A 13,284-nucleotide genomic window follows, 5' to 3' on the forward strand; every position below is an offset into this window, starting at 1 on the left:
GGTCGGCCGGTCGTCGACCGGGGCAGGGCGGTGAGGGTGCCGGGGACGGGGGTGGGGCGGGGCTAGGCGCTGCGGCGGGTCACGAACTCCGCCAGACACAACAGGCCGCCCGCCGACTCCGGCTCCGGGATCGCCCGGGCCAGTTCCTGCATCGCGCGGGCCATCCGGTCGGCCGCCTGCTCCTGCGCCCACGCGCGGCCGCCCGCCCGCTCGACGGCCAGCGTGGTGCGGTCCAGGTCGGCCGCCTCGTAGGGCGCCGCGTACAGCGCGGCCAGTTCGTCGGCCGCCGGGGTGCCGGAGGTGAGCGCGGCGACGACCGGGAGGGATTTCTTGCGGGCGGCGAGATCCGCGCCGGCCGGCTTGCCGGTGTGCCGCGGGTCCCCCCATATGCCGATGACGTCGTCGATGAGCTGGAAGGCGAGCCCGGCCTCCCGGCCGAACGCGTCCAGCGCGTCGACGTCCTCCTCGGCCGCTCCCGCGTACAGCGCGCCGACCGCACAGGCACAGCCGAGCAGCGCTCCCGTCTTGGCCTCGGCCATGACGAGGACCTCGTCGAGGGTGATGTCGGCGGGGCCGCGCTTCTCCATGGCGGTGTCCGCCTGCTGGCCGGCGCACAGTTCGACCACGCAGGCGGCGACCCGGGCCGCGGCCGCCCGGGAGGCGGGGTGCGGGTCCGCGGCGAGCAGGCCGAGTGCGAGGGCCTGCAGGGCGTCCCCGGCGAGGATCGCGTCGGCGTCGCCGAACACGGTCCAGGCAGTGGGACGGTGGCGGCGGGTGGTGTCCCGGTCCATCACGTCGTCGTGCAACAGCGTGAAGTTGTGGACGAGTTCGACCGCGGCGGCGGCCCGCACCGCCGCCGCGCGGGCCGCCGGGCCACCGAGCGCGGTGGCCGCGGCGAGCACGAGAGCCGGCCGGATCGCCTTGCCGGCGTTGTCAGCCGCCGGCCTGCCGTCCGCGTGTTCCCAGCCGAAGTGGTACAGCGCGACCCGGCGCATCGAGGCGGGCAACGAGTCGAGCGCCGCCCGCAGTGCGGGGTCGACCGACGCCCTGGACCGCTCCAGGATCGCCGCCGCCTCGTGCCCGTCGGCCGCCCCGGAGCCGTCCTCGCCCTGAGTCCCGATGGACGTCCGCCTTTCCCGCGTCTCGCCCCGGTGCCGCCTGACGGCGGAGGTCACCGCCAGCGGCCGATCTCGACGTTCTCCAGGACGCCCAGCGCGTCCGGCACCAGCACGGCGGCCGAGTAGTACGCCGTGACCAGGTACTTGATGATGGCCTGTTCGTTGATGCCCATGAACCGTACGGACAGACTGGGCTCGATCTCGTCCGGGATGCCCGACTGGCGCAGACCGATGACGCCCTGCTCCTGTTCGCCGAGACGCAGCGCGATGATCGAGCTGGTCCGCGCCTCGGTGACGGGGATCTTGTTGCACGGGTAGATCGGGACCCCGCGCCAGGTGGGGATGCGGTTGCCGCCGACGTCGATCGTCTCGGGAACGAGCCCGCGCTTGTTGAGCTCGCGGCCGATCGCGGAGATCGCGCGCGGGTGCGCGAGCAGCATCTTCGTGCCGCGCCGCCTGCTGAGCAGTTCGTCCAGGTCGTCCGGGCTGGGCACGCCGTCGTGGGGCTGGAGCCGCTGGTCGTACTCGCAGTTGTGCAGGAGACCGAATTCCCGGTTGTTGACGAGCTCGTGCTCCTGGCGTTCCTTGAGCGCCTCGACCGTCAGCCGCAACTGCTGCTCGGTCTGGTTCATCGGCTGGTTGTACAGGTCGGCCACGCGCGAGTGGATACGCAGGACGGTCTGCGCGATGCTCAGCTCGTACTCGCGGGGCCGGGCGTCGTAGTCGACGAACGTGTGCGGGATGTCCGGCTCGCCGGCGTGGCCGGCCGCGAGGTCGACCTCCTTCTCGCCGTACTTGTTGGTGCGCTGCTCGGGGATCGCGCGCAGCTGCTGGAGGTGTTCGCGCAGGGAGTCGGCGCGCTCCGCGACCTGGTCGACGTCCTGCCGGGCCAGGATCAGCACCGTGCAGGCCGTGTCGGCGCGGGCGGTGTACTCCCAGATGGCGTCCGCGTCGAGCAGCGCCTGGTCGCCGAAGTAGGCGCCGTCGGCCAGGACTCCGAGCACCTGGTCGTCGCCGTAGGGGCCGGTGCCGACCTTCTCCACGCGGCCGTGCGCCAACAGGTAGACCTCGTCGGTCTGGCTGCCGAAGGAGGCGATGACCTCGCCGGGGCCGAACTCCCGCTGCCTGCAGCGCTGGGACAGCTCTCCCAGCACCTCCTCGTCCTCGTAGGAGCGGAGCGCGGGCAGTTCGCCCAGCTCGGCCGGGATGACCTCGACCCGGTCGCCGGTCTTGAAAAACGTGATGCGGCCGTCGCCGACCGCGTACGTCAGACGCCTGTTGACCCGGTACGTACCGCCCTGCACGTCGACCCAGGGCAGATTCCGCAGCAGCCAGCGGGAACTGATCTCCTGCATCTGCGGTGCGGACTTGGTCGTGGTGGCCAGGTTCCGCGCGGCCGCGGTGCCGAGACTCTGCTGCGGCTTGCCCGACTCCGAGCGGACCTCTTCGCCTACCGACATGAGAAATTGCCCTCCCGATTCATGCACGGGCGCCGAACTGCGCCGATGCACTGTTCACGTGGCCAGCCTTCCATTACGGAATGTGCTCGTGCTATTACCCGAACGAGCGGGAATGGATCATCGCGGGTCTGGGAAGCGACACGTTCACCCGAACGGTGTTCGACAATGAGTGGGTGACCGATCTGCGCCCGAGTCTGCCCTCACCGCTCCAGGAGGTCGCCGACGACCGGTTCGCACGGCACGGGGTACGGCTGCTGCTGAAGCGGGACGACCTGATCCATCCCGAGCTGATCGGCAACAAGTGGCGCAAGCTCGTGCCCAACCTGGAGCGCGCGGCGGGGCGGACGCTGCTGACCTTCGGCGGCGCCTACTCCAACCACCTGCGGGCGACGGCCGCGGCCGGCCGTCTGCTGGGGCTGCCCACGGTGGGTGTGGTGCGCGGCGAGGAGTTGGCCGGCCGGCCCCTGAACCCCTCCCTGGCCCGCTGCGCCGCCGACGGCATGCGTCTGCACTTCGTGGACCGCTCGGCCTACCGGCGCAAGTCCGAGCCGGGGGTGCTGGCGCAGATCCTGGGCGCGGCCGGGGCCGAGGGCGCGTACGTCGTCCCCGAGGGCGGCAGCAACGCGGCGGCCGTGCGCGGCTGCCGGAAGCTCGGCGAGGAGCTGCGCGGACGGGCCGACGTGGTCGCCCTCGCCTGCGGCACCGGCGGCACGCTCGCGGGCCTGGCCGCCGGTCTCGCGCCGGGCGAGCGGGCCCTGGGGATACCGGTCCTCAAGGGCGGCTTCCTGGACGACGCCGTACTCGCTCTCCAGGAGGACGCCTTCGGTGGCCGGCAGGGCGAGTGGCGGCTCGACGAGCGCTTCCACTTCGGGGGGTATGCGCGGGTCACCCCGGAGCTGGAGGCCTTCGCGGCGGACTTCGAGCGTCGTCACGACATGGGCGTCGAACGTCTGTATGTCGCCAAGTCGCTCTACGCTCTCGCCGTCCTGGCCGAGGAGGGCGCCTTCCCGCCCGGAACCCGTCTGGCGGCCGTGGTGACGGGCGCGCCGTTCGCCGGGTGAGGCCCGCTCAGGTCGCCTCCCGGTAGGCCGCGGCCTCCTCCAGGTCCAGCCGGCGCAGCAGCGTGCGCAGCATCTCGTCGTCGATGTAGCGGCCGTCGCGCAGGCGGACGAACACCTCGCGCTCGGCGCTGATCATCTCGCGGGACAGTCGCCGGTAGGTGTCGTCGACGGTCTCGCCGGTGACCGGGTTGACCTGGCCCAGACGCTCCCAGACGGCGTTGCGGCGGCGCTCCAGGACGTCGCGCAGGCGGTCCGCGAGCGGCGGCGGCAAGGCGTTGCGCTCGTCGGACAGCAGGGCGTCGAGGCGCCCCTCGGCGACCCGGGAGGCCTGTGCCTGCGCGTTGGCCTCGGCGAGCGTCGCGGCCTGGGGGTCGGGCCCGGGGAAATCGAGCAGTCTGATCAGCGGCGGCAGGGTCAGGCCCTGCAGCACGAGGGTGCCGATGACGGTGGTGAAGGTGAGGAAGAGGATGAGGTTGCGGTAGGGGAAGGGCGCGTTCCCGTCGTCCACGGTGAGCGGGATGGAGAAGGCGATGGCGAGCGAGACCACGCCTCGCATGCCGGCCCAGGCGATGACGATGGGCCCGCGCCAGGTGGGGTTCTCCTCCCGCGCGCGGATGCGGGCCGACAGGAGCCGGGGCAGGAAGGTCGCCGGGTACACCCACAGGAACCGGGCCGCGACGACCACGAGGAAGAGCACGACGGCGTACCAGGCGGCGTCCAGGCCCCGGTAGGCGCCCAGGCCTTTGAGGACGACCGGGAGCTGCAGGCCGATCAGCGCGAAGACCGCCGACTCCAGCACGAAGGCGACCATCTTCCACACGGCCTCCTCCTGGAGACGGGTGGCGAAGTCGACCTCCCACGCCCGGTGGCCGAGATAGAGCGCGACGACGACCACGGCGATGACGCCGGAGGCGTGGAACTGCTCGGCGGCGGCGTACGCGACGAAGGGGATCAGCAGGGAGAGCGTGTTCTGGAGGAGGGGTTCCTTCAGGTGGGTGCGCAGCCAGTGCAGCGGGGCCATGAGGATCAGGCCGACGGCGGTGCCGCCGACCGCCGCCACCAGGAACTCCTCGATGCCGCCGGCCCAGGACGCGCCTTCACCGACGACGACCGCGAGGGCCACTTTGTAGGCGGTGATCGCGGTGGCGTCGTTCAGCAGCGACTCGCCCTGGAGGATCGTGGTGATCCGGGAGGGCAGGCCGACCCTGCGGGCCACCGCCGTGGCCGCGACCGCGTCCGGCGGCGCGACCACCGCGCCCAGCACCAGCGCGGCCGTCAGCGGCAGCCCCGGCACGAGCAGGTAGGCGGCCCAGCCGACGGCGAGGGTCGCGAAGAGCACGTAACCGACGGAGAGCAGCGCCACCGGCCGCAGCTGGGCGCGCAGGTCGAGATAGGAGCTGTCGGTGGCCGAGGTGTACAGCAGCGGAGGCAGCAGCAGAGGCAGGACGACGTCGGGGTCCAGGGTGTAGTCCGGCACGCCGGGCACATAGGAGACCAGCAGACCGACCGCCACCAGAAGCAGCGGCGCGGGCACCGGGGTGCGCCGGGCCGCCGCCGCGATCGCCGCACTGCCGGCCACCAGCAACAGCAGTGGCATCACGTCCATGTCGGGCCCGCCCTCTTTTTCCGCGCGGGCGTCCGCACGCCCGTCGTAATCTGGCAATCATGAAACAGTGCACGCACGCCGACGCGCTGCCCCACCCCGAGCCCGTCCCGCTGGGCGAGACATGTCCGGAGTGTCTGCGGGACGGCACCCACCCGGTGCAACTGCGGCTGTGCCTGACGTGCGGCCACGTCGGGTGCTGCGACTCCTCGCCGAGCCGGCACGCGACCGGGCACCACAAGGAGTCCGGCCACCCGGTGATGCGGACGTTCGAGCCCGGCGAGAACTGGCGCTGGTGCTTCGTCGACCATGTCCTCGTATGACGTCGCACGAGGTGTCCCGGCCCTGTCGGGCCCGGCTCCGCGGCTTCCCCGCGCCGGGCGTCGCGGCCCTGCGCGAACTTCTGAGGCGGTGTGACCGTTGAACTCATGAGACGCCCCGGCCGTCCGGCGGGTACGGTTCGACCATCTGACGCCTGGGTACGTCAACCCGGCGCGCCCTCTTCCCATTTGGGTCCTCAGACCTCTAGACACGGAGCGTGTTCACAGCTTTACTGTGAGTGACGTCGGGGGGTTGGGGTCCGGGAACAGGAAACGTGAGAGCGCGATAGCGTCACCGCTGCACCACACACGCGTTACCCGGGGGGCGACCCTCGGCCCCGAAAAGCTTGTACCACCTTGGAGGTGAGGGTGTCCCAGATCGCAGGCGAGCCCGCGACCCAGGACTTCGTGGAAGTCCGGCTGCCGGCTGCGGGTGCCTACCTGTCGGTGCTGCGGACGGCCACGGCCGGCCTCGCGGCCCGTTTGGACTTCACCCTGGACGAGATCGAGGACCTGCGCATCGCGGTGGACGAGGCCTGCGCGATCCTGCTCCAGCAGGCCGTGCCCGGCTCGGTACTCAGTTGCGTGTTCCGGCTCGTCGACGACTCGCTCGAAGTCACCGTCTCGGCGCCGACCACGGATGGTCATGCCCCCTCGCGCGACACCTTCGCCTGGACCGTCCTGTCCGCCCTCGCGGGCAAGGTGTCCTCCGCTGTCGACGAGGACAAGACCGTGTCGATCAGCCTCTACAAACAGCGCGGCGCGGGACCCGGGCCGGCGTGAGGAACGGGGACGGGCCGGTGCGGGACGAAGAGCGCGGCGCACGGGAGCTGCCGGCCGGCGACGCCGGGACGCCAGTCTCTCCGGACGGTTCCCGCCGCATGGCCGACGGCATCGACGGCATCCCCGAGCAGGCCCGGCCGCATCCGGAGGACGACTCGGCCTCCGCGCAGGCGGGTCTGCCGGACGCAGCCGTGCAGGGCTCGCCCAGGGAGAGGCGGCCCGGGGGCGAGCCCTCGGGCCGAGCAGAGGCGAGGGCTCGACAGAGGGCGACGGGCGGGACAATGAGCGAGCACGAGCGAGACGGCGAACACAGCGTGCCGGGCACGCAGCACGAACCACCGGCGCCCCCCGCGCCCCCCGCGCCGTTGCCGGCGCCGGGGGACCGCAGCGGGGCGCGGGCGATGTTCGTGGAGCTGCGCAAGCTGCAGGACGGCAGCCCCGAGTACGCGGAGATGCGCAACCAGCTGGTCCGCATGCATCTGCCGCTGGTCGAGCATCTCGCGCGCCGCTTCCGCAACCGCGGCGAGCCGTTGGACGACCTCACCCAGGTCGCCACGATCGGTCTCATCAAGTCGGTCGACCGTTTCGACCCGGAGCGCGGCGTGGAGTTCTCCACGTACGCGACGCCGACGGTCGTCGGCGAGATCAAGCGGCACTTCCGGGACAAGGGCTGGGCGGTGCGGGTGCCGCGCAGGCTCCAGGAGCTGCGGCTGGCGCTGACCACGGCGACGGCCGAGCTGTCGCAGCAGCACGGCCGCTCCCCCACGGTCCACGAGCTCGCCGAGAAGCTGGCGATCTCGGAGGAGGAGGTCCTGGAGGGCCTGGAGTCCGCCAACGCGTACTCCACGCTGTCGCTGGACGTCCCCGACACCGACGACGAGTCCCCGGCGGTCGCCGACACGCTCGGCGCGGAGGACGAGGCGCTGGAGGGCGTCGAGTACCGGGAGTCCCTCAAGCCGCTCCTGGAGGATCTCCCGCCGCGCGAGAAGCGGATCCTGCTGCTGAGATTCTTCGGCAACATGACCCAGTCGCAGATCGCGCAGGAGGTCGGCATCTCGCAGATGCACGTCTCCCGGCTGTTGGCGCGCACGCTCGCGCAGCTGCGGGAGAAGCTCCTCGTCGAGGAGTAGGGCAGCGAAGAGCGGCTACTCCGGGTTACGACCGGGTCCCCGGATCCCGAGGGCCCTGGTCGTCTCCCGGTTGACCAGCAGCACGAGCGCGGTGACGGCCACGGCCATCAGGGCGATGCCCGCCGGGATGGCCACGCTGTCGGCCTGGAGCAGGTTGTAGGCCACCGGCACCGCCATGACCTGGGTGATGACGGCGGGCCCCCGGCTCCAGCTGCGCAGGCTCAGCAGTCCGCGGGCGGCCAGCAGCGGCAGCAGCGCCAGCACGATCACGGTGACTCCGCCGGTGACGGCCTGCTGACGGTCGTCCGGGCCGCCGGTGAGACCCAGGACGAGCATCCACACTCCCCCGGCGACCAGCGCCAGCCCCTCCAGCGCGCAGAGGGCGGCGGCGTACGTCACCCGGCGCGGGCGGGACGCTGCGGTTTCCGGGGCGGCGGGGGTCTGCTCACGGCTCACCCTTGAAGGGTAGCCCGCGCACCGGGCCCGTCCTCGGACCGCCCGTAAGCCCGGCCGGCGCCCGTGTCGAGGCTCACTGCGTGATCTCTTACCCGATCCCCACCTCGGCCTGTGCCCGGTACCACCCAGTAGGTACGCTGCAACTCATGCGTGCACTTCTCGTGGTCAATCCGGCGGCAACCACCACCAGTGCACGAACGCGCGACGTCCTCATCCACGCCCTCGCGAGCGAGATGAAGCTGGAGGCGGTCACCACCGAGTACCGCGGGCACGCGCGCGACCTGGGCCGCCAGGCGGCGGAGAGCGGGAACGTCGACCTGGTGGTGGCCCTCGGCGGCGACGGCACGGTGAACGAGGTCGTCAACGGTCTGCTGCATGCCGGCCCCGACCCGGCCCTGCCCGGCCTCGCGGTGGTCCCGGGCGGCTCCACCAACGTCTTCGCGCGCGCCCTGGAGCTGCCCAACCATCCCGTCGAGGCCACCGGCGCGTTGCTGGACGCGTTGCGTGAGGGCCGCGAGCGCATGGTCGGCCTCGGTCTCGCCGCGGGCACGCCCGGCACGGAGGACGAGGCGGTGCCGTCGCGCTGGTTCACCTTCAACGCCGGTCTCGGTTTCGACGCCGGAGTGGTGGGCCGGGTGGAGCAGCAGCGCGAACTCGGCAGGAAGTCCACGCACGCCCTTTACATTCGCCAGGCGGTGCGCCAGTTGTTGGGCGAATCACAGCGCCGGCACGGAACCATCACTCTGGAGCGGCCGGGCGCGGATCCGGTGACCGGTTTGGTGCTGTCCATAGTCTGCAACACGGCTCCGTGGACCTATCTGGGTAATCGCCCGGTGTACGCGTCGCCTAAGGCCTCGTTCGATACCGGGCTCGACGTACTCGGTCTCAGCCGTCTGTCGACCGCCTCGGTTGCCCGATATGGCACCCAGTTGCTCACTTCGTCCCCCGAGCGGGGACCACACGGCAGGCATGTCGTCTCCCTGCACGACCTGGACGGGTTCACCTTGCATTCGAAGGCCCCGCTACCCCTCCAGATGGACGGCGACCACCTAGGCCTGCGAACCAGCGTGACGTTCACAGGCGTACGCCATGCACTGCGTGTGATTGTGTGAGCAGAAAGGGCTGAAGTCCTTTCACTCGAACGTTTAGGCCAGGATCCACCCCATGGAAGTACGGCTGTGACCTAGTCGACACCGAGGAATCAAAAAAAACTTTCCGGAAGGGGTTGTATCCGCCGCTGAGGTTTGCGAGTCTCTACGTGGCGATCGGGACAGCCCGCAACACCGGCATCCACTGATCACCGGAACCCCTCAACAAACTCCAGGTCCACGCCAGGGAAACCTTGCTGGTGGCCCTTCATCCGTTGAGGGATTCGTGAAAGCGTTCACATTCACAAGCAACGTGCATGTAATACCAAGGAGAGGTAGCAGCCATGGACTGGCGTCACAACGCCGTTTGCCGCGAGGAAGACCCCGAGCTCTTCTTCCCCATCGGCAACACCGGTCCTGCGCTGCTGCAGATCGAGGAAGCCAAGGCCGTCTGCCGTCGCTGCCCGGTTATGGAGCAGTGTCTGCAGTGGGCGCTCGAGTCCGGTCAGGACTCCGGCGTCTGGGGTGGCCTCAGCGAGGACGAGCGTCGCGCGATGAAGCGCCGCGCCGCCCGCAACCGGGCCCGTCAGGCCTCCGCCTGACGACACCCGCCCCGCAAGCCTGAGCTTGGCGGCGCGTGTGCCTGTCGGCATCACCGCGTTGACAGCGAGTACGCTTCTCCCGCCCCCGAGCCGCAGCGCGCAGTACCCCCGATGCGCAGCACAAGCTGGCAACGAGCATTCGAGCCCCGGACCCCTGAACGGTCCGGGGCTTCTTGCTGTGCGCACACGTCCTGCCCGACGCCCTCGCGGGCTCTCACCCCGCCGACCGCGCCACCCTTCGCCCCCGCCGCCGTCTCGCGGGCTACTTCTGCGCGCGCACCGGGATGTCCAGGATCACCTGCGTCCCACGCTCCGGCGCCGGGACCATGTCGAAGGTTCCGCTCAACTCGCCCTCGACCAGCGTCCGTACGATCTGCAGTCCGAGGTTGCCGGAGGTGTGCGGGTCGAAGCCCTCGGGCAGGCCGACGCCGTCGTCCTGGACGGTGACCAGCAGACGGGCCTCCTTGCTGGTGCCCCCGCGGACCGCCGAGACCTCGACGGTTCCCGTCTCGCCCTCGGCGAAGCCGTGTTCCAGGGCGTTCTGCAGGATCTCGGTGAGGACCATGGACAACGGGGTGGCGACCTCGGCGTCCAGGATCCCGAAGCGTCCGCTGCGCCGGCCGGCGACCTTGCCCGGCGAGATCTCGGCGACCATCGCCAGCACGCGGTCGGCGATCTCGTCGAACTCCACGCGCTCGTCGAGGTTCTGGGACAGCGTCTCGTGCACGATCGCGATCGAGCCGACCCGGCGGACGGCCTCCTCGAGGGCCTCCCGGCCTCGCTCGGACTCGATGCGCCGGGCCTGGAGCCGCAACAGGGCCGCCACCGTCTGGAGGTTGTTCTTCACCCGGTGGTGGATCTCCCGGATGGTCGCGTCCTTGGTGATCAACTCACGTTCCCGGCGACGCAGTTCGGTCACGTCGCGCAGCAGGACGAGCGCGCCGATGCGGGTGCCCTTCGGCTTGAGCGGGATCGTGCGGAACTGGATGACCCCGTCGCGGGCCTCGATCTCGAACTCACGGGGCGCCCAGCCGCTGGCGACCTTGGCGAGCGCCTCGTCCACCGGGCCGCGGGTCGGGGCGAGTTCGGCGGTGGTCAGGCCGAGGTGCTGGCCGACCAGGTCGGAGGCCAGGCCCATGCGGTGAAAGGCGGACAGCCCGTTCGGAGAGGCGTACTGGACGATCCCGTCGGCGTCGACGCGGATCAGGCCGTCACCGACGCGCGGGGCCGCGTCCATGTCCGTCTGCTGGTCGGGGAACGGGAAGGAGCCGGCCGCGATCATCTGTGCGAGGTCGGACGCGCTCTGCAGATAGGTGAGCTCCAGCCGGCTCGGGGTGCGCACGGTGAGCAGGTTGGTGTTGCGGGCGATGACGCCCAGGACGCGGCCCTCGCGCCGGACGGGGATGGACTCGACCCGGACCGGGACCTCCTCGCGCCACTCCGGGTCGCCCTCGCGCACGATCCGTCCCTCGTCCAGGGCGGCGTCCAGCAGCGGGCGGCGGCCGCGGGGGACGAGATGGCCGACCATGTCGTCCTGGTAGGAGGTGGGGCCGGTGTTGGGGCGCATCTGGGCCACGGAGACGTAGCGGGCGCCGTCGCGGGTGGGGACCCACAGGACCAGGTCGGCGAAGGAGAGGTCGGAGAGCAGCTGCCACTCCGAGACCAGCAGATGCAGCCACTCGAGGTCGGAGTCGTCGAGTGCGGTGTGCTGGCGTACGAGTTCGTTCATGGAGGGCACGCAAGCGAGCGTACCTGGGGGTATGCCCGGGGCGGGAAACACCCGCGGGCCGCGGCGCCTGAGAGGGACCCTCAACCCTCCCGGCACCGCAGCCCGGAGCAATATCGGCCGCGGGGTGTGCGGTCCCGTCGACCGAAGGTGAGGAGCCGGGGCAGTCAGGGCAGAGAGCCCGGATCCTCGGTCCGCCTTCCTGTGCGGGGAAGACGGAGGCTCAGTGTGTTGCCGGCTGTGTCACTCGCCCCCCGCCATTGTGGACTAGACCACTAAGTGTGTCCATGCGGGCGGGCTTGTTCGTTGTTGTGGTATTCGGAAGGCCCTGTCATCCACAACGCAGCCTAGCCTGTGCGGGTTCCCGCGCGGGGCCGCACTGCGAGGGCAATTTCCGCGACCGGCCGTCGCCGCGGCCGATCGGCTCCCTGCCGTACGGATCCCGGACGCCCAGCCGCCTGGGCCGGGACACCCGATTCTGTTAGATTGAGCCCATAGATTGGTCTAAACCACAGACGGTTATGAGAACGGCGGGCCAGCGTGGAAGTTGTCATCGTTCCGGACGCCCGGTCGGGCGGCGAGCTCATCGCCGAGGCCATGGCACAGCTCCTGCGGCGCAAGCCGGACGCTCTGCTCGGCGTGGCCACCGGCTCCACCCCGCTGCCCGTCTACGAGGCGCTGGCGGCCAAGGTGGCCTCCGGCGCCGTGGACGCCGGGCGGGCGCGGATCGCCCAGCTCGACGAGTACGTGGGCCTGCCCGCCGACCACCCCGAGTCCTACCGTTCGGTGCTGCGGCGGGAGGTGCTGGAGCCGCTGGGCATCGGCATGGACGCCTTCCTCGGTCCGGACGGCACCGCGCGGGACGTGCAGGCCGCCTGCGAGGCGTACGACCGCGCGCTCGCCGCGGCCGGCGGCGTGGACATCCAGCTGCTCGGGATCGGCACCGACGGGCACATCGGGTTCAACGAGCCGTGCTCGTCCCTCGCCTCGCGCACCCGGATCAAGACGCTGACCGAGCAGACCCGGGTGGACAACGCGCGCTTCTTCGACGGCGACATCGACCAGGTCCCCCACCACGTCATCACCCAGGGCATCGGGACGATCCTGGAGGCGCGGCACCTGGTGCTGCTGGCCACCGGGGAGGGCAAGGCGGACGCCGTCGCGGCCACCGTGGAGGGACCGGTCGCCGCGGTGTGCCCGGCCTCCGCGCTGCAGCTGCACCCGCACGCGACCGTCGTCGTGGACGAGGCCGCCGCGTCCGAGCTGAAGTTCGCGGAGTACTTCCGGCACACGTTCGCCAACAAGCCGCAGTGGCAGGGCATCTGAGGGCGACCGCCCCGAACCACGGCGAAGGCGCCCGGCTCCTGGACCAGGAGCCGGGCGCCTTCGCCGTCGTGGCGCTCAGCCGTGCGGGCCGGCCGCGATGACCTCCGCCGCCGCGCGGCCGCACACCCGGGCCGCGCCATGGGTGGCGATGTGCAGCGCGCCCCGGGGCGGGGCCTGAGGGACGCCCATCTCGACGACGACCGTGTCCGGGCGGGCCGCCAGCATCACGTCGAGGGCCGCTCCCATCCAGGCGTGCCGGTGCTCGTCACGGACCACGGCGACGATCCGCCGCCCCCCCGCCGCGGCCAGCGCCGCGTGCCCGGCGTCCGCGCCCGTGAAGCCGTCCGTCCGCGTCCCCGGCAGCAGCCGGACCAGTTCCGCGGCCACGCCCCAGGGAGTCTCGTCGCCGACGGCGATGTTCGCCACCGGGGTGAGCGAAGCGACGAAGGGAGGGTCGACGAGCGGTGTGAAGACCTCGTCGCCGGTGAGCCGGAGGGCGCGGCGGGCGGCGATCAGTCCGACGTCGGTCCGCGCCGCCGCGCCGTCGGGGAGCGGCGTCCGTCCGGCCCGGCCCTGCGCCGCGGCTCCGCTGGCGGGCGCCTGCCCTCGGC

At 71.5% G+C, this 13,284-nt stretch carries 12 protein-coding genes and 1 pseudogene; 7 read left to right on the top strand and 6 right to left on the bottom strand.

From position 1 onward, the window contains the following. Positions 1-62: 62 nt before the first annotated feature. Together BG482_RS37410 and BG482_RS37415 are read right to left on the bottom strand one after the other, a co-directional pair. Complete coding sequence (locus tag BG482_RS37410; RefSeq protein ID WP_069773667.1) at positions 63-1,175, bottom strand: family 2 encapsulin nanocompartment cargo protein polyprenyl transferase; 1,113 nt, start codon at positions 1,173-1,175, stop codon at positions 63-65. Beyond that, a complete protein-coding gene (locus tag BG482_RS37415; RefSeq protein ID WP_069773668.1) occupies positions 1,172-2,578 on the bottom strand; it encodes a family 2B encapsulin nanocompartment shell protein in 1,407 nt (468 codons plus the stop codon). The genes BG482_RS37410 and BG482_RS37415 overlap by 4 nt, the downstream gene beginning before the upstream one ends. Before the next feature lie 173 nt (positions 2,579-2,751). Here BG482_RS37415 and BG482_RS37420 point away from each other — a divergent pair, with 173 nt between their 5' ends. Beyond that, positions 2,752-3,639: a 1-aminocyclopropane-1-carboxylate deaminase/D-cysteine desulfhydrase gene (locus BG482_RS37420; protein ID WP_256096599.1), complete on the top strand. Its 888-nt coding sequence runs from the start codon at positions 2,752-2,754 to the stop codon at positions 3,637-3,639. Positions 3,640-3,646: 7 nt separating this feature from the next. Here BG482_RS37420 and BG482_RS37425 read toward each other — a convergent pair whose 3' ends face one another. Continuing rightward, positions 3,647-5,245: a Na+/H+ antiporter gene (locus tag BG482_RS37425; protein WP_069773669.1), complete on the bottom strand. Its 1,599-nt coding sequence runs from the start codon at positions 5,243-5,245 to the stop codon at positions 3,647-3,649. Between the two features lie 59 nt (positions 5,246-5,304). Between BG482_RS37425 and BG482_RS37430 the strand changes: the two genes are divergently transcribed. The 3 genes from BG482_RS37430 (at position 5,305) to BG482_RS37440 (ending at position 7,475) form a co-directional block, all read left to right on the top strand. Beyond that, a complete protein-coding gene (locus BG482_RS37430; RefSeq protein WP_069773670.1) occupies positions 5,305-5,565 on the top strand; it encodes a UBP-type zinc finger domain-containing protein in 261 nt (86 codons plus the stop codon). A gap of 366 nt (positions 5,566-5,931) precedes the next feature. Continuing rightward, a complete protein-coding gene (locus tag BG482_RS37435; RefSeq protein WP_004925829.1) occupies positions 5,932-6,345 on the top strand; it encodes an anti-sigma regulatory factor in 414 nt (137 codons plus the stop codon). Then, positions 6,342-7,475, top strand: a complete 1,134-nt coding sequence (locus BG482_RS37440; RefSeq protein ID WP_107450886.1) for an RNA polymerase sigma factor SigF — start codon at positions 6,342-6,344, stop codon at positions 7,473-7,475. The genes BG482_RS37435 and BG482_RS37440 overlap by 4 nt, the downstream gene beginning before the upstream one ends. Positions 7,476-7,490: 15 nt before the next feature. Here the strand turns inward: BG482_RS37440 and BG482_RS37445 are convergent, their stop codons facing one another. After that, complete coding sequence (locus BG482_RS37445; protein ID WP_069773672.1) at positions 7,491-7,931, bottom strand: hypothetical protein; 441 nt, start codon at positions 7,929-7,931, stop codon at positions 7,491-7,493. Positions 7,932-8,077: 146 nt separating this feature from the next. Between BG482_RS37445 and BG482_RS37450 the strand changes: the two genes are divergently transcribed. Together BG482_RS37450 and BG482_RS37455 are read left to right on the top strand one after the other, a co-directional pair. After that, entirely contained in the window at positions 8,078-9,043 is a 966-nt protein-coding gene (locus BG482_RS37450; RefSeq protein ID WP_069773673.1) for a diacylglycerol kinase family protein, read from the top strand. A 320-nt stretch (positions 9,044-9,363) separates the two neighbouring features. Continuing rightward, positions 9,364-9,621, top strand: a complete 258-nt coding sequence (locus tag BG482_RS37455; RefSeq protein WP_016639615.1) for a WhiB family transcriptional regulator — start codon at positions 9,364-9,366, stop codon at positions 9,619-9,621. 262 nt (positions 9,622-9,883) lie between these two features. Here BG482_RS37455 and BG482_RS37460 read toward each other — a convergent pair whose 3' ends face one another. Continuing rightward, the gene (locus BG482_RS37460) at positions 9,884-11,359 is read right to left on the bottom strand and encodes a sensor histidine kinase (protein WP_079142624.1); all 1,476 of its coding nucleotides are present in this window, start codon (positions 11,357-11,359) and stop codon (positions 9,884-9,886) included. A gap of 528 nt (positions 11,360-11,887) precedes the next feature. On the opposite strand from BG482_RS37460, the gene nagB reads away from it, so the two are divergent. Continuing rightward, on the top strand, positions 11,888-12,673 hold the full coding sequence (gene nagB / locus BG482_RS37465; protein ID WP_069773675.1) for a glucosamine-6-phosphate deaminase: 786 nt from the start codon (positions 11,888-11,890) through the stop codon (positions 12,671-12,673). A gap of 75 nt (positions 12,674-12,748) precedes the next feature. Here nagB and BG482_RS37470 read toward each other — a convergent pair. Then, positions 12,749-13,284: pseudogene (locus tag BG482_RS37470) on the bottom strand (glycoside hydrolase family 3 protein); the annotation flags it as partial.

The organism is Streptomyces sp. LUP30, from assembly GCF_001746365.1.
Taxonomy (GTDB): Bacteria; Actinomycetota; Actinomycetes; order Streptomycetales; family Streptomycetaceae; genus Streptomyces.

Excerpts from the sequence above, each read along its gene's own strand:
- BG482_RS37450 (WP_069773673.1), top strand. The coding sequence starts at position 8,078 with ATGCGTGCACTTCTCGTGGTCAATCCGGCGGCAACCACCACCAGTGCA.
- BG482_RS37455 (WP_016639615.1), top strand. The coding sequence starts at position 9,364 with ATGGACTGGCGTCACAACGCCGTTTGCCGCGAGGAAGACCCCGAGCTC.
- BG482_RS37415 (WP_069773668.1), bottom strand. The coding sequence starts at position 2,578 with ATGTCGGTAGGCGAAGAGGTCCGCTCGGAGTCGGGCAAGCCGCAGCAG.
- BG482_RS37430 (WP_069773670.1), top strand. The coding sequence starts at position 5,305 with ATGAAACAGTGCACGCACGCCGACGCGCTGCCCCACCCCGAGCCCGTC.
- BG482_RS37425 (WP_069773669.1), bottom strand. The coding sequence starts at position 5,245 with ATGGACGTGATGCCACTGCTGTTGCTGGTGGCCGGCAGTGCGGCGATC.